Raw genomic sequence first — 19,293 nt, 5'->3', positions numbered from 1 at the left:
GTGCGCAGCCCCTAGGCGATGATGTCCGGGGTCACCTGGTCTTCCAGGCGCACGATCTCGTCCTTCAGGGCCAGCTTGCGGCGCTTGAGGCGGGCGATCTGCAGCATGTCGGGCTGGGGGCGTTCCTCCAGGGCCGCGACGGCGTCCGACAGGTCCTGGTGCTCCTCGCGCAGCGTCGCCAGGCGGCGCTCTACCGCGATGACGGTGTCTTCCGAAGGATCGTCGTCATTCATGGACGTTCCTCCCGTGGGCCCCTGTCCGAAGGCGGTGATAGATAGCAAAGCCTGACGGCCGGTAAAGGTCTGTCGGGGTTCTTCAGGCGAGCGCGTCGGCGAGCCTCGCCAGCGCGGCCTCGCGCGGCGGGTCGCCGGTGGCGTGGGCGGCGGCCAGCAGGGCGCCGTAGACGTCGCGGGTGGCGTCGACCGGGCCGCAGGTCGCCTCCAGGCTTTCCATCAGCACCTTCTCGCCGGCCAGCTCGGCGGCCTTGACCTGCTCGCGCAAGGCCTGCCGGGCGGCGTCGGCCACGTCGACGCGGGCGGGTTTCAGCGCCCGGCGGACCTCGCGCAGGGGCGCGCCGACCTCGGCCTCCCAGGCGCGGACCAGGGCCGCGGCGCGCGGCAGGTCGACGGGCCGCCCTTCCAGCGCCGCCCAGGCGGCCCACAGCAGGAACGGCACGTTCTGGTCGTGGTCGTCCTGCAGGTGCAGGCATGCGCCTGCGACAGGCTGTCGCGCATAGACGGAAAGCGCCCAGTCCCAGAACCGCATAGCCGTTAATTTTCGTCCGTTTGGTTGACGGTCGGCCCGATGGGCGGCAGGTCCTCGCCCCAGCGCTTCACGGGCCCCCAGGTCAGGCCGAAGAGGTCCAAGGCGCGGCCGACGGACTGGTCGACCATTTCCTCGATCGAGGCGGGCCTGGCGTAGAACGCCGGCACCGGCGGGGCGATCACCGCGCCCATTTCGGAAAGGCGCGTCAGGGTGCGCAGGTGGCCCAGGTGCAGCGGGCTTTCGCGCACCATCAGCACCAGCGGGCGGCGCTCCTTCAGCACCACGTCGGCGGCGCGGGTCAGCAGCGACGAGGTCACGCCGGTGGCGATCTCGCTCATGGTCCGCACCGAGCAGGGGGCGACGATCATGCCCAGGGTGCGGAACGAACCCGAGGCGATCGAGGCCCCGACGTCGCCCACGCGGTGGACCACGTCGGCCATGGCCGCCGCGTCGCCGACCGAAAGGCCGGTTTCCTGCGTCAGGGTCAGGGCCGCCGACTTGCTCATCACCAGATGGCTCTCGACGCCCAGGTCGCGGCAGGCCGCCAGGGCCCGCAGGCCGTACAGCGCGCCCGAAGCGCCCGAGATTCCGACGACCAGGCGGGGCTTGGAAGCGGGTGCGGCGGCGTCCGTCATGGTGAATTTTCGTCCGTCACGGGATTAAGCGGCGCCACGTCAAGCGCTGCTGGTTGCAATCATATGTGATCTGACAGTCCGGGCCAGCGGGTGTTCACTCCTTGCGTCAACAGCCCAAAAGGAGGCCTCACCGATGGCCATCGAATCCCGTATCCGCGAGCTGGGGTCCCGCCACGAGAACCTCGACCGCACGATCCAGGAGGAGACCAACCGTCCGGGTAGCGACGCCACCAGGCTCCGAGAGCTCAAGAGGCAGAAGCTCAGGCTCAAGGAGGAGATAGAGGGGCTTCGAGCCCGACTCCACTAGCCTTCAGAACATGGAAAAGGCCCATCCGAGCGTCGGATGGGCCTTTTTGCTGTTCGGAGCGGACGAGGATCAGTCCTCGTCGTCCTCGTCGTCGACATTGCCCGAGAACGAGCCGAACACGTCCTCGGCCTTCGGCTCGGCGCGCGAGGCGCGGATGTCGCGCTCTTCCTGCTCTTCCTCGGTGAGGTAGGCGGTTTCGGTCGCCGGGCGCAGGGTGGGGTCTTCGGCGACGATGCCCTTCTTGGCGTCGTCCTTGGCCTTCTTCTCGGCGGCCTTCTTGACGAGGGCGTCGAGTTCCAGCTGGCCGACCAGGCCCAGGGTCACCGGATCGACCGGCTTGATGTTGGCCGCGTTCCAGTGGGTGCGGTTGCGCACCTGCTCGATGGTGGCCTTGGTGGTGCCGAGGATCTTCGAGATCTGGGCGTCGGTCACTTCCGGGTGGTGGCGGATGAACCAGGCGATGGCGTCCGGACGGTCCTGGCGGCGCGACACCGGGGTGTAGCGCGGGGCCTTCTTGGCCGGCTTCAGCAGCTCGGCGTGACGGCTGACCTGGGCCTTCATGCGGTAGTTCGGGTTGCCCTGGGCCTTGTCCAGCTCTTCGCGGGTCAGCTGGCCGTTGCCGATGGGATCGGCGCCGCGGATGTCGCGCGCCACTTCGCCGTCGGCGATGCCGCGAACTTCCAGCGGGTGCAGGCCGCAGAAGTCGGCGATCTGCTCGAAGCTCAGCGAGGTGTTGTCCACGAGCCAGACGGCGGTCGCCTTGGGCATCAGGATGTCGGACATGCGGTCCTCCAGAAATGACGGCGCCCGACCTTTCGGCCGGGCGGGGTTGTTCAACACCGAGCTATAATGCGGTTCTCGGCGAAAGGGAACGGGGATCGATCATCTCCTGTTCGGCGCGCGCGTTGTGCTCGGCAGTCTTCACCCCTGGCCAAACTCCTGCCCGACAAAACGCCGCTTCCCTCGCCCTCGTGGCGAGGGTCCATGCCGGCCGCTGCTCAGATCGTGATCGGGCTCGATAGGTCTGAGCAGGCTGAGCGATGGATCCTCGCCACGAGGGCGAGGAAGGCAGGAACAGGTTGGCTTGCATGATGCAGAACTGTCTGCGCCTCCATCATCCGCCGCGGCCCTCAGGCCACCAGCACCACCTTGCCCACGTGCTCGCCGGCCTCCAGGTGCGCGTGCGCCTTGGCCGCGTCGGCCAGCGGGAAGGTCGCGTCGACGATGGGCGCCAGCTTGCCAGCGGCGATCCACGGCCAGACGACGCGTTCGACCTCGGCGGCCAGGCGGGCCTTCTCGTCGGCGGGGCGGGGGCGCAGGGTCGAGCCGGTGATCACGGCCCGCTTCTGCATCACCTTCATCACCGGCACCTCCAGCACGCCGCCGGCCAGGGCGGCGATGTAGACGATCCGGCCGCCGGTCTTCAGGGCGTCGAGGTTCTTTTCGAAATAGGCGCCCCCGACCATGTCGAGCACCACGTCGACGCCGCCGACGTCCTTGGCGATCTGCGCGAAGTCCTCGGTCTTGGCGTCGACGGCCAGATCGGCGCCCAGTTCGAGCGCCTTGGCCTTCTTGTCGGCGCCGCGCCCCGTGGCGATGACGATGGCGCCGGCCGCCTTGGCCATGGCGATCGCCGTTGTCCCGATACCGGACGTGCCACCATGAATCAAAATGGTCTCGCCAGGCTTCAGCGCGCCGTGTTCGAACACGTTGGCGAACACCGTGAAGACGGTCTCGGGCAGGGCCGCGGCCTGGACGAAGTCGAAGCCTTCGGGGATCGGCAGGGCCTGGCGGGCGTCGACCACGGCGTAGTCGGCATAGCCGCCGCCGCCCAGCAGGGCGCAGACCCTGTCGCCGACCTTCCAGCGGCCGGCGGCGACCTCGACCTCGCCGGCGACCTCGAGGCCCAGCGTGGCCGGCGCGCCGGGGGGCGGGGGGTAGAAACCCAGGCGCTGCAACAGGTCGGGGCGGTTCACGCCCGCCGCGCGCACGCGGATCAGGATCTCGCCGGGGCCCGGCTGGGGGCGTTCGACCTGCACGGGGCGCAGGGCGTCGGCCGCCCCCTTGCCGCCCTCGATCTCGATCGCGGTCATGGTTTCCGGCATCGGCTCTGGCTCCGTCGCGCTTGCGTTGGGCCCTAGGTAGGCGTCTCATGGTCGGTCGGAAAGGGAGGTCATCCATGATCGAAGAGCCGGTCGAGCCGCGCGCGTTCCGCGGCGACGCGCTGAACACGGCCACGCACGAGGATCTCGAGATCTACGGCGTGCGCGAACTGGAAGAGCGGATCGAGGCGCTGGAAGCCGAGATCGCCCGCACCAAGGCCCAACTCAGCAAGAAGAAAGCGGGACGCGCGGCGGCCGATGCGCTGTTTGGTCGCCTAGACTAACGAAAGGTTTACGCTAGCAGTGGACGCTGACGTGCGCCGGTCGGTCGCACCGAGTCGGGCGGTCGCGAAACGGGACGTTAAGACTTGGCACGGGGGTTGCAGTCTTCCCCGACAAGCGAGACGTCCTCGCGGCCTTAGGGGCATTGAGTAGACATGACCGATCCGAACGCGTCCACGGCCCCCTGGCGGGCGGGAGTCATTCAGGACTTCGCCCGCTCGGAATTGTTCGACCGCACCTTCGACGAGGGCATGCTGCTGGTCGAGGAGACCGCGGCCTATCTCGACGGGGCCGGCCGCCACGACAGCAAGATCCTGTCGCGTAACGCCGCCCTGGCTTATGCGAGCGAAAGCATGCGCCTGACCACCCGCCTGATGCAGGTGGCCTCGTGGCTGCTGGTGCAGCGCGCGGTGAAGGAAGGCGAGATGGCGCCCGAGGCCGCCTGCGCCGAGAACTACCGCCTGGCCCTGGAGGCCGGCGAGCAGCAGGCCGCCGTCGAGGATCTGCCCTTCGGCCTGGTCAGCCTGCTGCAGCGCTCCGAGCGTCTGTACGAGCGCGTCCGCCACCTGGACCAGCGCATGTATGTCGAGGCCGCCGCCGTCGACGAGGCTCCGCGCCCCGTCCAGGCCCAGTTCGATCGCCTGACCGCCGCCTTCGGCGCGGCCTGAAGTCCGACAGGGGGCCCCGTTCAACTCCGCTCGAAAGCGGGGTAGGAGAGGCGCGTGACCCAAGCGCCATCCTCCGATTCACGATTTCTGGGCCGCGTGCTCGTCCTGGCCGGATCCGATTCCGGCGGCGGCGCGGGCATCCAGGCCGACATCAAGACCATCACCGCGCTCGGCGCCTACGCGGCCACGGCGATCACCGCCGTCACCGTGCAGAACACCCTGGGCGTCACCGGCGTGCATCCGATCCCGCTCGAGGTGATCGAGGCCCAGGCCCGCGCCGTGCTTGACGACATCGGCGCCGACGCCTTCAAGACCGGCATGCTGGGCGACGTGGGCGTGGTCGAGACCGTGGCCCGGGTGCTGGCCAGCGCGCCGGGCGTCCCGGCGGTGGTCGATCCGGTGATGATCGCCAAGGGCGGCGCGCCCCTGCTGGCCGACCGGGCGATCGACGCGGTGAAATCGCTGATGATCCCGCGCGCGGCCCTGCTGACCCCCAACGCCCCCGAGGCCAGCGCCCTGACCGGCCTGGCGGTCGAAACCCTCGACGACCAGCGCCGCGCTGGCGAGGCCCTGCTGGCGCTGGGCGCCCAGGCAGTGCTGATGAAGGGCGGCCACGTCGCGGGCGAGCGCGTCGTGGACCTGCTGATCACCCCGCACGGCGAGACCAGCTTCGAGGGCGAACGGATCGACACCCGTCACACCCACGGCACCGGCTGCACCCTGGCCTCGGCGATCGCCGCGGGCCTGTCGCAGGGCCTGCCGCTGACCGACGCGGTCGCCCGGGCGTGGAACTACGTGCACGAGGCCATGCTGCGCGCGCCGGGCCTGGGCAAGGGCCACGGCCCGCTCGACCACGCCTGGCCTGTGCGGGGATGAAACGAGCCGGGGTCGCGATGGCGATGGTCGTCGCCGGCCTGGGGTTGGCCGGCTGCGTCCGGGTCGAGCCGCTGGCGGTCGCCGACCGCGCCGGCGACATCCCGCTGGCCCAGGCGTTCGGCGACGACGCCGACCTCGTCTGCGTCCACGCTCCGGCCCCGCCCTGGCAGTTCGACACGATCAGCTTCACGGCGCTGGGGCAGTCGCTGAAGAGGTCCAGCGTCGTCCAAGCCCACTGCCCGAAGGTGCGGGGACTTTGGCGTCGGGGGCGCTGGGTGGCCTCCTACGAGACGGTGGTCCTGGGTCTCAGGAACTGTGAGGTCGTCGGCGTCAGGTCGATCGCGATGGGCGAGCGCCGTGCGCTCGACGGCGCCCCGGACGACTTCTGCACTACCCCCGACCGGCTCATCGTCGGCCATGCGCCGGAGCCTCGCCTGATGAACGCACCGGAAAGCCCGCGATGACCTTTGAGACCCGCCTGATCGAGATCGTCCGCGCCACGCCGACGACCATGCAGGTGCTGCGCACCGTGCGCGACCTTTCCCTGCCCGACTGGATGATCTTCTCCGGGGCGGTCTACCAGCCGGTCTTCAACCACCTGACCGGCCGGCCGCTGGACTACGGGATCAAGGACTACGACGTCGCCTATCACGACGACAGCGACACCTCGTACGAGGCCGAGGACGTGGTCATCCAGCGCGTCGCCGCCGCCTTCGAGCCGCCGCTGCGCGAGCTGGTCGAGGTGCGCAACCAGGCCCGGGTACATCTCTGGTTCGAGAAGAAGTTCGGCGCCGACGAGCCCTATCCGGCCCTGCGCTCCAGCGCCGAGGCCCTGGAGCGCTTCGTGGCCACGGCCTTCTGCGTGGGCGTGCGGCTGGAGGCGGACGAGACCTTGCGCGTCTGGGCGCCGTTCGGGCTGGACGACCTGTTCGCCATGCGTCTACGGCCCAACCCGCTGCGGGTGAAGGGCGCGGGCGGCTGGGCGCGCACCACCGGCTCGGCCAAGGCCCGCTGGCCGGAGATCACCGTCGAGGGGTGAGTTCGAGTGACCTACTTCGCCAGGCTTTGCGCATGAACCAGTTCCAGGATCTGTGGGCGCGCTTTCACGAGGGCCATCGGCCGATCGGCTACAGGCTGCGGCAGGGCGGGGCCGCCAACTGGGTCCGATTCCATTCGCTTCCGGAATCCAAGCGCTATGCGGAGACCGACGAGGAGCGCGGCATCATCCTGCGGCGCCAGAACGCCCTCGCCGCCGAGCTCTTCGCGTCGGATCCGTGCTGGCTGGTCCAGACGCACTGGACCACGCCCGACGGGGTGATCGACGTTGCGGACCAGAACGATCCGTTCGCCGCCACCCGGCAATTCAATCTCGAGCCGGCCTTCGCGTACGTGGACGACGAAGACGAGGACGACGAAGACCCGTCCAGCTGGCGCGTTCATGCCGGAGTGACCCGATGGACGGACCGCGTCTTTGACGAACTGCTGGCGGACATCGCCGAAGACCGGGCCGGCTTTACGCTTTGGATGTCGGAGGCGACCGGCTCGGTGTTCGCGCCCTACGACGGCGGCGTCGATCTCTTCCTGGCCGAGGCGGAGCAGGTCGCCGCGCTGAAGGCGAAGTATCGCCAATGGCTTTCCTCCCACGCGTCCGGCCTGTGAGCGGCTTGCGGAAAGACTAGCGACTTCGCGGCTCGGTTCTTCTGCGGTGGACGTCCGCCGCGCACCGCTCTACGGAAATTGATAGCGCTATCATTTTCGTGAGCGACCCCATGGCCCTGCCGCGCCGCACCCTGTTCAAAGGCCTCCTGGCGGGGGCCGCCGCCGCGCCTGCCCTGGCCGCTCAAGCCGCCGAGGCCAAGCCGGCCGGCAAGGCCGCGCCGACCTGGGGCAGGGAAGCCGACGGCCGCCGCAAGGCTGACCTCGGCGACGGGACGTACCTGAACCCGATCATCGCGGGCGACCATCCCGACCCGACGATCCTCAAGGACGGCGAGGTCTACTACATGACCTTCTCGTCGTTCCTGGCCTATCCGGGCCTGGTGATCTGGAAGTCGACGGACCTGGTGAACTGGACGCCCGTGGGTCCGGCGCTACGCAAGCCTCTGGGCACGATCTGGGCCGTCGACCTGGTCAGGCACGAGGGCCGCTACTTCATCTACATCCCGGCCGACCCGACGGGGCAGGGCTGGTCGATCTTCGCCATCTGGGCCGACAGCATCGAGGGGCCGTGGAGCGATCCGGTCGACCTGAAGATCAGCGGCTGCATCGATCCCGGCCACGTCGTCGGCGAGGACGGCAAGCGCTATCTGTTCGTCAACGGGGTGCGCAAGATCCGCCTGACCGACGACGGCCTGGCCACCGACGGCCAGCTGGAGAAGGCCTACGACCCCTGGCGCTATCCCGACGACTGGATCGTCGAGAACTTCGCGCCCGAAGGCCCCAAGCTGCTGCGCCGCAATGGCTGGTTCTACCTGATCACCGCGGTCGGCGGCACGGCCGGGCCGGTGACCGGCCACATGGTCATCGCCGCCCGCTCGCGCTCGGTGCATGGCCCCTGGGAGCACTGTCCGCACAATCCGCTGGTGCGCACGAGAAGCGTCGACGAGCCCTGGTGGTCGCGCGGCCACGCCAGCCTCGTCGAAGGCCCCGCCGGCGACTGGTGGATGGTCTATCACGGCTATGAGAACGGCTACTGGACGCTGGGCCGCCAGACCCTGCTGGAGCCGATCGAATGGACCGCCGACGGCTGGTTCAAGCCGCTGGGCGGCGATCTCTCCAAGCCCATCAGAAAGCCGCGCGGCGGCAAGTCGGGCGCCTCGGGCCTGGCGCTGTCGGACGACTTCTCGGCCGACCGCATGGGCGTGCAGTGGGCCTTCCACGAGCCCAGGCCCGACGAGGCCTCCCGCGCGACCTACGGCGGCAAGGCCCTGACGCTGAAGGGCCGGGGGACCTCGCCCATCGACAGCTCGCCCCTGACCTGCATCGTTGGCGACCGATCCTACGAAGCCGAGATCTCGCTGGAGCTGACGGGCGAGGCCGAGGCGGGGATCCTGCTGTTCTACAATCACAAGGCCTTCGTGGGCCTGGGCTTCTCGCCCATGGCGCTGAAGACCTTCCAATACGCCGAGGAACTGGCCTGGGCGCGGATCAGGCACGAGACACGCCGCCTGCGCCTGAAGGTCCGCAACGACGAGCACGTCGTCACCTACTGGTACTCCTACGACGACGGCGCGAGCTGGACCCGCCACGGCACGCGGATGGAGGTGTCGGGCATGCACCACAACGTGTTCGGCGGCTTCATCAGCCTGAAGCTTGGGATCTACGCGGCCGGAAGCGGCCAGGTGCGGCTGCGCGACTTCGTCTATCGCGCGGGCCTGCCGAAGGCAGTCGAGAGCTAGGGAACGAAGCTCGGCGGGAGTATTGTCACTGTGGCAATACTCCTTTTGCTTCATGGAGCATTGCCCGCTACCGCTGTGGCCTCGCCCTGAAGAGGAGGCTCCGGTGCGGATCGCGGTCCTGACGTTCGACGGTTTCAACGAGCTGGACTCGTTCATCGCCTCGGGGATCCTCAATCGCATGAAGGCGCACGGTTGGAGCGCCAGCATCACGTCGCCGACGCCGGAAGTGACCTCGCTGAACGGCGTGACCATCCTGCGTCAGAAGCCCCTGGAATTCGCCGCCGAGGCCGACGCCGTGCTGATCGGCAGCGGCTCGAAGACGCGCGAGATCGCCGCCGACGCGGGCCTGCTGTCGCGCATCGCCCTGGACCCGTCGCGCCAGCTGGTCGGCGCCCAGTGCTCGGGAACCCTGCTGCTGGCCAGGCTTGGCCTGATCGGCGACCTGCCGGCCTGCACCGACCTGACCACCAGGCCCTGGGTCGTCGAGGCCGGGGTGAAGGTGCTGGACGCGCCGTTCGTGGCCCACGGCAATGTGGCCACCGCCGGCGGCTGCCTGGCCTCGCAGTACCTGGCCGCCTGGACCATCGCGCGTCTGGCCGGCCTGACCGCGGCCGAGGAGGCCATCCACTACGTCGCGCCGGTGGGGGAGAAGGCGACCTTCGTCGCCCGCGCCCTGGCCGCGATCACCCCCTACCTGCCGGCGTCCAGCGCCGCGGCCTGAATTCGAGGAGCCTTTCCATGCGCCAGTGGACCATCGACGCCTTCGCGTCCGCGCCCTTCAAGGGCAACCCGGCCTGCGTGGTCGAGCCGTTCGACCGCTGGCCGGACGCGGCCTGGATGCAGGCCCTGGCGGCCGAGAACAACCAGGCCGAGACGGCCTTCCTGCTGAAGACCGCCGACCCGGGCCGCTACGGCCTGCGCTGGTTCACGCCGGCCCGCGAGGCGCCGCTTTGCGGCCACGCGACCCTGGCCTCGGCCCACGCGCTGTTCGCCGAACTGGGCGTGGACGTCGAGGTGCTGGCCTTCGACACCCTGTCGGGCGAGCTGCGCGTGCGGCGCGACGGCGAGCGGCTGGAGATGGACTTTCCCGCCGATCCGCCGCGCCGGGTCGAGACGCCGCCGGGCCTTGCCGAGGCGCTGGACGCGCCGGTGGTCGAAACCTGGGCCGGGGCCTATCTGGTCGCGGTGCTGGAGGACGAGGCGAGCGTACGCGGCCTGCAGCCTGATCTCGCGACCATCAAGCGCCTGGGCGAAGAGGCCGGCGACGGACCCGGGCAGGTCATCGTCGTGGCCAAGGCCGATCCCGGCAGGCCCTATGCGGTGGTCAGCCGCTTCTTCGCGCCGGCGGCGGGCATTCCCGAGGATCCGACCACGGGCTCGGCCCACTGCATCCTGATGCCGCTCTATGGCGACAAGCTGGGCGCGACGGCGCTGGAATTCCACCAGGCCTATCCGGGCCGGGGCGGGGACCTTTCGTGCGAAAGCCGCGGCGCGCGCGTGATCCTGCGCGGCCGCGGCCTCACGGTGGTGGAGAGCCGGCTCCGGGTGGAGCCGGCTTTCTAGAGCGGGTTACCAGCGGTTCTGGCCGCCGCGGCCGTAGCCGTGGCCGTAGTCGCGGTCGTTACGCTCGTAGCGGATCTGGGCGCTGATGCGGTCCAGGCGACGGTCGAGGTCGGCGCGTTCCCAGCCGTTCAGGCCGCCGGCGCGGTACCGGTACTCGAGACGGGAGACTTCGCGCAGCTCGCCGTGCAAGCGGCGGGCTTCGTGGCGGTTCAGGTCGCCGGTGCGCACGCCGCGGTCGATCCGCTGCTCGAGCTGCGCCTGGCGCTGGTTGATGGGCTGGGCCATGGCCGCGGCGGGGACGGTGGCGGCCGCCAGGGCCGAGACCGCAACGATCGGCAGAATGATCTTCTTCATCGGTTCGGTTCCTTTCAACTGGTCCGTCGCCGGTCGCGACGACGTTGAAGACAAGAAACCACGTCCCGCCTGAAGCGGTTCTGAGCCCGTCGTTATGTTGGGTTCATCTACCTGAAGTGGATGTCAGGCGGCGGCGGCCCCGGCCGCGGTCAGGCGCGCGGCGGCGGCCACGGCGTCCTCGATGGCGGCGTAGAGCTTGGTGACCTCGATCGGCTTGGCTACGTGGCCGTCCATGCCGGCGGCCAGATAGCCCTCGACCTGGTGGACCAGGGCGTTGGCGGTGACCGCCACGATCGGGGTGCGGGCGCGGCCCTCGGCTTTCTCCAGCGAGCGGATGGTGCGGGCGGCCTCGACGCCGTCCATCACCGGCATGTGGATGTCCATCAGGATCACGTCGTGGCCGCCGGCGCGCCAGGCCTCGACGCAGGCCGCGCCGTCGGCGACCAGGGCCACCTCGGCGCCGAGGGGCGCCAGGACGGCCGCGATGACCTTCTGGTTGGTCAGGTTGTCGTCGGCGGCCAGCACGCGCAGGCGGCGGGGAGCGCTCTCGTCGACCGGCTCGACGGCGACCGGCGCGGGCGGCTGGACCTCGCCCTGGCCGCGCGGCATGGCCACCACGACGGTGAAGGTCGAGCCCTGGCCCTCGCGGCTCTGGACGTGGATGCCGCCGCCCATGACGGCCGCCAGTTCGCGGCAGATCGACAGGCCAAGGCCCGAGCCGCCGAAGCGGCGGGTGGTCGAGCTGTCGGCCTGGACGAACTTGTCGAACAGGCGCGGCACGATGTCGGCGGCGATGCCGATGCCGGTGTCGGTGACGTCGATGCGCAGGCCCGAGCCGTCCTCGGCCGAGGCGAAGCGCACCGAGACCGCGCCCTCCAGCGTGAACTTCAGGGCGTTGGACACCAGGTTGGTCAGGATCTGGCGCAGACGGTCGGCGTCGCCGCGCCAACTGCCCAGGGCCTCGGGGGCGACCATGACGCCGAAATCCAGGCCCTTGTCGCGGGCCTGGCCGACGAAGGTCTCGCGCAGCGAGGCGGCGAGGGCGGAAAGGTCGAAGTCGCGCTCGACCAGCTCCAGGCGGCCCGCCTCGATCTTCGACAGGTCGAGCACGTCGTTCAGCACGGCCAGCAGCAGGCCGCCGGACTCGCGGATCACCGACAGGCGCTCGCGCTGCCTGGCCGACAGGTCGTCCATGGCCATCACCTCGGTCATGGCCAGCACGCCGTTCAGCGGCGTGCGGATCTCGTGGCTCATATTGGCCAGGAAGTGCGACTTCAGCACGTTGGCGGCGTTGGCGTCGTCGCGGGCCTTGACCAGCTCGCCCATGGCCGAGCGCAGGTCGTGGTCGTTGGCCTCCAGGCGCGAGACCAGGTGGTTGAAGCTGTCGGTCAGGCTATGGAAGACGTCGTCGTCGCTGGCCTGCTGCACGGGGCTGTAGCGACCGCCCTGGGCCATGTCGTGCATGGCGTCCGACAGCCGCTGCATCGGCTTGGTCATCCGCCGGGCCAGGCTGTTGGCCAGAAGGATGGCCAGGCCCGCGGCCCCGAAGAACAGGGCGCCGGTCAGGGCCAGGTCGCGGGCCAGGATCTCGATCAGGCTGGGCTGGCGGGCCACCAGGGCCAGTTCGCCGACCTTGCGGCCCTGCAGCACGACCGGACGGGTCAGGGTCTCGACATTGGCCTCGTTGTCGACGCCGATGCGCGCGACGGTCTGGCCGGAAAGATCGGTGAGGCGCGCGCCGGCCACGTGCGGGGCGCGGATGACGGCGTCGAGGGCGCGGCTGGCGCCGACGGCGTTGTGATCGGCCAGGGACGGGGCGGCGCCGGCCGCCACCATCTCGGCCAGGACGCGGTGGTTCTCGCGCGCTTCCTGCCGCGCGACGCTCCATTGCTGGAGCATGAAGCACAGGCAGGCGGCGGTGAGCGCGGCGACCGTCGTGCCGAGAGCCACGCCGGCGATTCGCGCCTGCAAAGGCGCGTGAGCGGCAGCTTCCGAATTGCGACGTGTGTCGTCCATGGCCCTTCCACAGGTCAAACATGGCCATTTTGCCGCAAGGTTCCTAACGACTCGCTTCCAGTCCCAGGTGCAGTCGCGACAAAACAACGCTAGGGCGCATTTTCGATTGCGGCCACGTTAATGATTCGTTTACCTAATCACTCGGTTCTCTGGAGGAGTCGGGTGTGGAAAAAGTTTTCGTAGCTCAACGGGTCGCAAATAAGCTGTTCGCGACCGAGAACGCCGTCGATACGGCGATGATGGAAGCCGCCGAACTGATGGCGGACATGCTGAAGGCCCGTAAGGACCTCGGCCTGTCGGCGGTCGTCGGCGACAAGGCCAGCGCGAAGCTGGTCGAGGCCCTGGCCGCGCTGGGAGAAGCCCGCAGCGCCATGGTCGACATGCATGGCCAGCTGAACGAAGTGAAGCTGCGCATGGGCATCCGCACCAAGCTGGCGGGCGTCGAAGACAAGTCGGGCGACCTCGGTGGCACGACCGGTCACGCCGAAGGTCTTCGCACCGTCGCCTGACGGCAAAGTTGCAAGACTTTAACTTAGCAGGGCCCCTAATTTGCGTTAGGGGCCTTTTGCATGCTTGCTAGCGCCATCTCCGCCGCGATCTGGATTGCGATCGTCTCGCTGGTGGCTTTCGCATGGCTGAAGGGAAGTCGTCCCGAACGCATGGGATCCCTGGCTGTGCTGCTCGGCGCGCTGGCCGTCATGATCACCCACAAGCTGGCGCCGGAAGGCGTGCAGTCGGTCGTGCTGCTGGTCATCGACGCGGCGCTGGCCGTCGCCTTCCTGCTGCTGGCGATGCGCTTCGTCAGCCAGTGGCTGGGCGTGGCCATGCTGCTGCAGGCGGTGCAGTTCAGCCTGCACGCCTACTATCTCGTGGTCGAGAAGCCGCACGACTACCTCTACAGAAGCGTCAACAACATCAACACCATCGGCGTGCTGCTGGCGGTTCTGGTGGGCACGCTGCTGGCCTGGCGCCGCAACGCCCGCGCAGCAAAATAATTGCCCCGGCCGGACGATCCGTCGCGGCGCGTGGAATAAAATTTCAAAATTTGGCGCTTGCCTTCCGGCTGAAAACGGGGTTTTTCGCCGGCGGGCCACGCCCCCCCAACGGGGCGCAGTCCATCTGTAAGGATGGGAGACATCGCTATGACTACCCTCGCCAAGCCGGCAATCCGTCCGGCTCGCCCCGAGTTCTCTTCCGGCCCCTGCGCCAAGCGCCCCGGCTGGTCCCCCGAAAATCTGAGGAACGCGGTCCTGGGCCGCTCGCACCGCTCCAAGCTGGGCAAGGCGCGCCTGAAGGCCGCCATCGACCAGACGCGCGACGTGCTCGAAGTGCCCGCCGACTTCCTGATCGGCATCGTCCCCGGTTCGGACACCGGCGCCGTCGAAATGGCGATGTGGTCGATGCTCGGCGCCCGCCCCGTGCAACTGATGGCCTTCGAGTCCTTCGGCAAGGACTGGGTCACGGACGTTACCAAGCAACTCAAGCTGCCCGACGTTGAAGTGCTCAGCGCGCCCTACGGCGAGCTGCCCGACACCGCCAAGGTCGATCCGGCCAAGGACCTGGTCTTCACCTGGAACGGCACGACCTCGGGCGTGCGCGTGCCCAACGCCGACTTCATCTCGGCCGACCGTGAAGGCATCACCATCTGCGACGCCACCAGCGCCGCCTTCGCCCAGGACCTGGACTGGACCAAGCTCGATGTCGTGACCTTCTCCTGGCAGAAGGCGCTGGGCGGCGAGGGCGCGCACGGGATCCTGATCCTGTCGCCGCGCGCCGTGGCCCGCCTGGAAAGCTACGTCCCGGCCTGGCCGATGCCGAAGCTCTTCCGCATGACCAAGAACGGCAAGGTCACGCTGGACCTGTTCGAGGGCGCGACGATCAACACCCCGTCGATGCTCTGCGTCGAGGACGCCCTGGACGCCCTGCAATGGGGCGCCTCGATCGGCGGCCTGCAGGCCATGCAGGCCCGCGCCGACCAGAACCTCAAGGTCCTGGCCGACTGGGTCGAGAAGACCGAATGGGTCGACTTCCTGGCCGCCTCGCCGGAAATCCGCTCCAACACCTCGGTGTGCCTGAAGGTGGTGGACGCCCAGATCGCCGCCCTGCCGGCCGACGCCCAGGCCGACTTCGCCAAGAAGCTGGCCAGCCTGCTCGAGAAGGAGGGCGCGGCCCTCGACATCGGCGGCTATCGCGACGCCCCGGCCGGCCTGCGCATCTGGTGCGGCGCGACGGTGGAGGCCTCGGACCTCGAGGCCCTGACGCCGTGGCTCGACTGGGCCTTCGCCGAGACCAAGGCGGCCACGCTCCAGGCGGCCTGAAGCCGGTGTTCGCCGATCCCCTGACGCAGCGCCTGGCCGATTTCGTGATCGGCCTCGGCATCGACGTCACGGCGGGCGAGCTGCCCGACGACACCTTTCTTCCCGGAGTGGACATCCGCTTCGGGGGACTGGTGATCGACGAGCGGCGCCTGGCCCATCCCGGCGACATCCTGCACGAGGCCGGCCACATCGCCGTCACCGAGCCTGAAGGCCGCAAGGCCGAACGGCTCGAACCCACCGACGGCGAGGAGATGGCCGCCCTGGCGTGGTCGTGGGCCGCCCTGACCCACCTGGAGCTCGACCCCGGCGTGGTCTTCCATCCGGAAGGCTACAAGGGCGACGCCGGGTGGCTGGTCGAGACCTTCACGTCGGGGGGCGCCATCGGCGTGCCGCTGCTCCAGTACTACGGCCTTGCCCTCGAGCCGCGACAGGCGGCCGAGCGCGGGGTCGCTCCCTTCCCGCACATGCTGCGCTGGCTTCGCTGAGCGCGGCTCTTCCGATCCGAACATCGCGGCCCGACCGGCCGCCGCCGACAAGGAACACCCGACCATGGCTCCTCGCGTCCTCATCGCCGACAAGCTTTCCCCCGCCGCCGTCGACATCTTCAAGAACCGCGGCCTCGACTTCGACATCAGGGTCGGCCTGTCGAAGGACGAACTGATCGCCGTCATCGGCGACTATGACGGCATCGCCATCCGCTCGGGCGCCAAGCTCGACAAGGACGTGATCGCCGCGGCCAACAAGCTGCAGGTCATCGCCCGCGCCGGCATCGGCGTCGACAACGTCGACATCCCCGCCGCCACCGCCAAGGGCATCGTGGTGATGAACACCCCGTTCGGCAACTCGATCACCACGGCCGAGCACGCCATCGCCATGATGTTCGCCCTCGCTCGCCAGATCCCCGCCGCCGACGCCAGCACCCAGGCCGGCAAGTGGGAGAAGAACCGCTTCATGGGCGTGGAGCTCTACGCCAAGACCCTGGGCCTGATCGGCGCTGGCAACATCGGCGGCATCGTCGCCGACCGCGCTCTCGGCCTGAAGATGAAGGTCGTCGCCTACGACCCCTTCCTGAGCCCCGAGCGCGCCATCGAGATCGGTGTCGAGAAGGTCGAGCTGGAAGAGCTGCTGGCCCGCGCCGACGTCATCACCCTGCACACCCCGCTGACCGACAAGACCCGCAACATCCTGTCGGCCGAGAACCTGGCCAAGACCAAGAAGGGCGTGCTGATCGTCAACTGCGCCCGCGGCGGCCTGGTCGACGAAGTCGCCCTGCGCAAGCTGCTGGACGACGGTCACGTGGGCGGCGCGGCCTTCGACGTGTTCGTCACCGAGCCGGCCAAGGAAAACCCGCTGTTCGGCTCTGACAAGGTGGTGGCCACCCCGCACCTGGGCGCCTCGACCTCGGAAGCCCAGGAGAACGTGGCCCTGCAGGTCGCCGAGCAGGTCAGCGACTACCTGCTGACCGGCGCCGTGACCAACGCGCTCAACAGCCCCTCGGTCAGCGCCGAGGAGGCCCCCAAGCTGAAGCCGTTCGTGGCCCTGGCCGAGAAGATCGGCGCCCTGGCCGGCCAGATGGTCGACTTCGGCATCAAGGCCATCGACATCGCCTTCGAGGGCGAGGTCTCCAACCTCAACGTCAAGCCGCTGACCTCGGCCGCCTTGGCCGGCGTGCTCAAGCCGATGCTGGCCGAGATCAACATGGTCTCCGCCCCGGCCGTGGCCAAGGAGCGCGGCGTGACCGTCTCGGAAAGCCGCCAGGAAAAGAGCCCGACCTACGACTCGCTGCTGCGCGTGACCATCACCACCGAGAAGGGCAAGCGCGCCTTCGCCGGTACGGTGATCGCCGGCGCTCCGCGCGTCGTCGAGGTCAAGGGCATGGAACTGGACGCGGGCTTCTCGCCGGCCATGCTCTACATCAACAACCTCGACAAGCCGGGCTTCATCGGCGCCCTGGGCATGCTGCTGGGCGAGGCGGGCGTGAACATCGCCACCTTCAACCTGGGCCGTGTCTCGGCGGACGAAGACGCCATCGCCCTGGTCGGCGTCGACCAGGCCCCGGACGAGGCCCTGCTGGGCAAGATCCAGGCCCTGCCGCACGTGAAGGAAGCCCGCGCGCTGACCTTCTGAGGGTGAAGAGCGGCGGACGGGGTCGCCTGTCCGCCGCTTCTTCTTTGCCTTCTCTCCTGCCTTCCTGGGCCTCGTGCCCAGGATCCATGGTTCAGCCTGCTCAGACCTCGACGGGTTGGCGTGGGTCTGAGCGGTTTCCGGCATGGGCCCTCGCCACGAGGGCGAGGGAAGCAGTTTGGGGGATGGCTCGGTTCGCCTTTCGCTGGACGTATGCAGATCGCGTGCAGAGCGCGACAAGAATGGTCCCGAATGACTCCAGGGCCATTTTCACGCCCCAGGTGAGCGGCTAGGGCAGGGCTCACGCGTCTCGTCCAGGAGCCCCGATGTCCCGCAGCTTCAAGCGCAAGATCAACTGGCTGGCCTTCGCCGTATTCGTGGCGGCGGCCGCCTATGCGTTCTGGAAGGCGATCACGCCTGGCGACGACAGCGTCGGCCTGATCCCGTGGGACAAGGCCAAGCACTTCATCGTCTTCTACGTCCTGGCGGTGCTGGGGTGCCTGGCCCTGCCCAAGAGCCGGCTGTGGCGCATCGGCCTGGTGCTGGCAGCGTTCGGCGGCCTGATCGAGGTCGTCCAGCACTTCGTGGGACGCGACGCCTCGTGGGGCGACCTGCTGGCCGACGTCTGCGGCGTGTCGGCGGCCTATGCCTACAGCCTGGTCGGTCCGATCCGCCGGAAACTGCCCGCCGGCCGAGCTTGACCGTCCGCGTGAGGGCGCTCACGACTGCGGCGTGAAACCGTTTCCGCCGCTCAAGACCGATTCCGACGACATGCTGCACCTGGACGCCCTGCGGGCCCTGGGCGCGGTGCTGATCGTCGTCTTCCACTTCAACCGGTTCATCAACATCGACGGCCGCTGGCAGGCGGTGGACGACACGGTCAAGAGCTTCAGCCTGCTCGTCGACCTGTTCTTCGTCATCTCCGGCTATGTGATCAGCGCCGTCTATACGGGCCGGATCCGCACGGTCTCCGACTTCCGCTGGTTCCTGCAGAAGCGGGTGGCGCGGCTGATGCCGCTGCACTGGCTGACGCTGGGCGTCTTCATCGTCATCGCCGTCGCCGGGGTGATGGGGCTGGTCAACGACCGCGACCCCAGCCGCTACGACCCGGCCTGCGTCGTGCCCAACCTCCTGAACCTGCAGGCCTTCGGCATCTGCCGGGCCCAGACCTTCAACTTCGTCAGCTGGTCGATCAGCGCCGAGTGGGCGATGTACCTGCTGCTGCCCGTGCTGCTGTGGCTGGCGGGGCGCGGGACGGCCTGGCTGACGCTGGCGACCGCCGTGATCCTGGCGGCCCTGTTCGCGCTCCCGCTGTTCGCTCCCGCCGCCAACCAGCCCTTCCACATGTGGACCGCCGACTTCGGCGTGGCCCGCGCCGCGCCGGGCTTCATGATCGGCATGATCGCTTATGGGATCCGCGGTTCCCTGGGCCGCCTGCCCGGGGCGCGCTGGTGGTTCTTCGCCTCGTGCCTCGCCTTCCTCGCCGGGGCGGCGGTGCAGATGGAGCGCGGTCTGCTGCTGTTCGTCTGCTACGCGGTCGGCGTGCTGGGCGTGGCGGCCGACAACGCCCCGGTGAAGCCCGGCCCCGTCGTACGCTGGCTGGCCCCGTGGGGGCAGCTTTCCTACTCGGTCTACATGCTCCACCCGATCGCGCTGAAGATCGCCCTGAACTGGGTGGGGCTGGGGATGCTGCATCTCACCGGCGACCTCATGCGCCTGTGGTGCCTGGCCTGGGGCCTGGCGCTGATTCCGGTCAGCTATCTGTCGCTGATGTATTTCGAGAAACCCGCGCGGGACGCCATCGCGCGATGGGGCAAGCCCGCCTCGAAGAAACCTCTCCCATAGGGAGAGGGAGGGGCCCGCCGCGCAGCGGTGGGAGGGTGAG

General features: G+C 69.1%; 24 protein-coding genes. 17 read left to right on the top strand and 7 right to left on the bottom strand.

The features are described 5' to 3' along the window. Positions 1-11 precede the first annotated feature (11 nt). The 3 genes from C1707_RS00570 to C1707_RS00560 form a co-directional block, all read right to left on the bottom strand. Positions 12-233, bottom strand: a complete 222-nt coding sequence (locus C1707_RS00570; RefSeq protein ID WP_101712352.1) for a YdcH family protein — start codon at positions 231-233, stop codon at positions 12-14. 82 nt (positions 234-315) lie between these two features. Next, on the bottom strand, positions 316-765 hold the full coding sequence (locus C1707_RS00565; RefSeq protein ID WP_101712353.1) for a TIGR02444 family protein: 450 nt from the start codon (positions 763-765) through the stop codon (positions 316-318). A 5-nt stretch (positions 766-770) separates the two neighbouring features. Beyond that, positions 771-1,400 carry a UbiX family flavin prenyltransferase gene (locus tag C1707_RS00560; protein ID WP_101712354.1) on the bottom strand — a complete coding sequence of 210 codons (630 nt, stop codon included), beginning with the start codon at positions 1,398-1,400 and terminating at the stop codon, positions 771-773. Between the two features lie 133 nt (positions 1,401-1,533). On the opposite strand from C1707_RS00560, the gene C1707_RS00555 reads away from it, so the two are divergent. Continuing rightward, positions 1,534-1,707 (top strand): YdcH family protein, encoded by a 174-nt coding sequence (locus C1707_RS00555; protein WP_058346543.1) that lies wholly within the window; start codon positions 1,534-1,536, stop codon positions 1,705-1,707. Between the two features lie 69 nt (positions 1,708-1,776). On the opposite strand, the gene C1707_RS00550 is transcribed toward C1707_RS00555, so the two are convergent. Next, positions 1,777-2,490, bottom strand: a complete 714-nt coding sequence (locus tag C1707_RS00550) for a DUF1013 domain-containing protein (RefSeq protein WP_101712355.1) — start codon at positions 2,488-2,490, stop codon at positions 1,777-1,779. 347 nt (positions 2,491-2,837) lie between these two features. Continuing rightward, on the bottom strand, positions 2,838-3,812 hold the full coding sequence (locus C1707_RS00545) for an NAD(P)H-quinone oxidoreductase (RefSeq protein ID WP_101712356.1): 975 nt from the start codon (positions 3,810-3,812) through the stop codon (positions 2,838-2,840). Positions 3,813-3,886: 74 nt separating this feature from the next. Between C1707_RS00545 and C1707_RS00540 the strand changes: the two genes are divergently transcribed. From C1707_RS00540 to C1707_RS00500, 9 genes are all read left to right on the top strand, one after another. Continuing rightward, positions 3,887-4,093: a DUF1192 domain-containing protein gene (locus C1707_RS00540; protein ID WP_101712357.1), complete on the top strand. Its 207-nt coding sequence runs from the start codon at positions 3,887-3,889 to the stop codon at positions 4,091-4,093. A gap of 153 nt (positions 4,094-4,246) precedes the next feature. Then, positions 4,247-4,759: a protease adaptor protein RcdA gene (gene rcdA / locus C1707_RS00535; RefSeq protein WP_058350123.1), complete on the top strand. Its 513-nt coding sequence runs from the start codon at positions 4,247-4,249 to the stop codon at positions 4,757-4,759. 87 nt (positions 4,760-4,846) lie between these two features. Continuing rightward, positions 4,847-5,635 carry a bifunctional hydroxymethylpyrimidine kinase/phosphomethylpyrimidine kinase gene (thiD, locus tag C1707_RS00530; protein ID WP_101712411.1) on the top strand — a complete coding sequence of 263 codons (789 nt, stop codon included), beginning with the start codon at positions 4,847-4,849 and terminating at the stop codon, positions 5,633-5,635. A gap of 17 nt (positions 5,636-5,652) precedes the next feature. Beyond that, a complete protein-coding gene (locus C1707_RS00525) occupies positions 5,653-6,099 on the top strand; it encodes a hypothetical protein (protein WP_101712358.1) in 447 nt (148 codons plus the stop codon). Further along, a complete protein-coding gene (locus tag C1707_RS00520; protein WP_101712359.1) occupies positions 6,096-6,674 on the top strand; it encodes a nucleotidyltransferase family protein in 579 nt (192 codons plus the stop codon). Before C1707_RS00525 ends, C1707_RS00520 begins: the two co-directional genes overlap by 4 nt. 32 nt (positions 6,675-6,706) lie before the next feature. Further along, the gene (locus C1707_RS00515; protein WP_101712360.1) at positions 6,707-7,294 is read left to right on the top strand and encodes a DUF3885 domain-containing protein; all 588 of its coding nucleotides are present in this window, start codon (positions 6,707-6,709) and stop codon (positions 7,292-7,294) included. Positions 7,295-7,404: 110 nt separating this feature from the next. Continuing rightward, positions 7,405-9,033: a family 43 glycosylhydrolase gene (locus C1707_RS00510; RefSeq protein ID WP_101712361.1), complete on the top strand. Its 1,629-nt coding sequence runs from the start codon at positions 7,405-7,407 to the stop codon at positions 9,031-9,033. 103 nt (positions 9,034-9,136) lie between these two features. Beyond that, a complete protein-coding gene (locus C1707_RS00505) occupies positions 9,137-9,754 on the top strand; it encodes a DJ-1/PfpI family protein (RefSeq protein WP_101712362.1) in 618 nt (205 codons plus the stop codon). 17 nt (positions 9,755-9,771) lie between these two features. Beyond that, on the top strand, positions 9,772-10,596 hold the full coding sequence (locus C1707_RS00500; protein WP_101712363.1) for a PhzF family phenazine biosynthesis protein: 825 nt from the start codon (positions 9,772-9,774) through the stop codon (positions 10,594-10,596). A 6-nt stretch (positions 10,597-10,602) separates the two neighbouring features. Here C1707_RS00500 and C1707_RS00495 read toward each other — a convergent pair whose 3' ends face one another. Beyond that, positions 10,603-10,950 (bottom strand): hypothetical protein, encoded by a 348-nt coding sequence (locus C1707_RS00495; protein WP_101712364.1) that lies wholly within the window; start codon positions 10,948-10,950, stop codon positions 10,603-10,605. Between the two features lie 123 nt (positions 10,951-11,073). Continuing rightward, the gene (locus C1707_RS00490; protein WP_101712365.1) at positions 11,074-12,966 is read right to left on the bottom strand and encodes an ATP-binding protein; all 1,893 of its coding nucleotides are present in this window, start codon (positions 12,964-12,966) and stop codon (positions 11,074-11,076) included. Positions 12,967-13,130: 164 nt separating this feature from the next. Here C1707_RS00490 and C1707_RS00485 point away from each other — a divergent pair, with 164 nt between their 5' ends. From C1707_RS00485 to C1707_RS00455, 7 genes are all read left to right on the top strand, one after another. Beyond that, on the top strand, positions 13,131-13,475 hold the full coding sequence (locus tag C1707_RS00485) for a hypothetical protein (protein ID WP_101712366.1): 345 nt from the start codon (positions 13,131-13,133) through the stop codon (positions 13,473-13,475). Between the two features lie 60 nt (positions 13,476-13,535). Beyond that, a complete protein-coding gene (locus C1707_RS00480; RefSeq protein WP_101712367.1) occupies positions 13,536-13,961 on the top strand; it encodes a hypothetical protein in 426 nt (141 codons plus the stop codon). Positions 13,962-14,108: 147 nt separating this feature from the next. Then, on the top strand, positions 14,109-15,284 hold the full coding sequence (locus C1707_RS00475) for a phosphoserine transaminase (protein WP_101712368.1): 1,176 nt from the start codon (positions 14,109-14,111) through the stop codon (positions 15,282-15,284). Positions 15,285-15,289: 5 nt separating this feature from the next. Beyond that, complete coding sequence (locus C1707_RS00470; protein ID WP_101712369.1) at positions 15,290-15,769, top strand: hypothetical protein; 480 nt, start codon at positions 15,290-15,292, stop codon at positions 15,767-15,769. A gap of 64 nt (positions 15,770-15,833) precedes the next feature. Beyond that, positions 15,834-17,411: a phosphoglycerate dehydrogenase gene (gene serA / locus C1707_RS00465; RefSeq protein WP_101712370.1), complete on the top strand. Its 1,578-nt coding sequence runs from the start codon at positions 15,834-15,836 to the stop codon at positions 17,409-17,411. A gap of 323 nt (positions 17,412-17,734) precedes the next feature. After that, positions 17,735-18,109, top strand: coding sequence for a VanZ family protein (locus C1707_RS00460; RefSeq protein WP_101712371.1), 375 nt, complete (start codon positions 17,735-17,737; stop codon positions 18,107-18,109). A gap of 31 nt (positions 18,110-18,140) precedes the next feature. Continuing rightward, positions 18,141-19,253 (top strand): acyltransferase family protein, encoded by a 1,113-nt coding sequence (locus tag C1707_RS00455; RefSeq protein ID WP_101712372.1) that lies wholly within the window; start codon positions 18,141-18,143, stop codon positions 19,251-19,253. The last annotated feature ends 40 nt before the right edge of the window (positions 19,254-19,293 follow it).

The sequence above is a fragment of the Caulobacter flavus genome (assembly GCF_003722335.1).
GTDB classification, from domain to species: Bacteria; Pseudomonadota; Alphaproteobacteria; order Caulobacterales; family Caulobacteraceae; genus Caulobacter; species Caulobacter flavus.
Note: the sequence above shows the minus strand (reverse complement) of the source record. Positions and strands in the feature narration are given on the sequence as shown.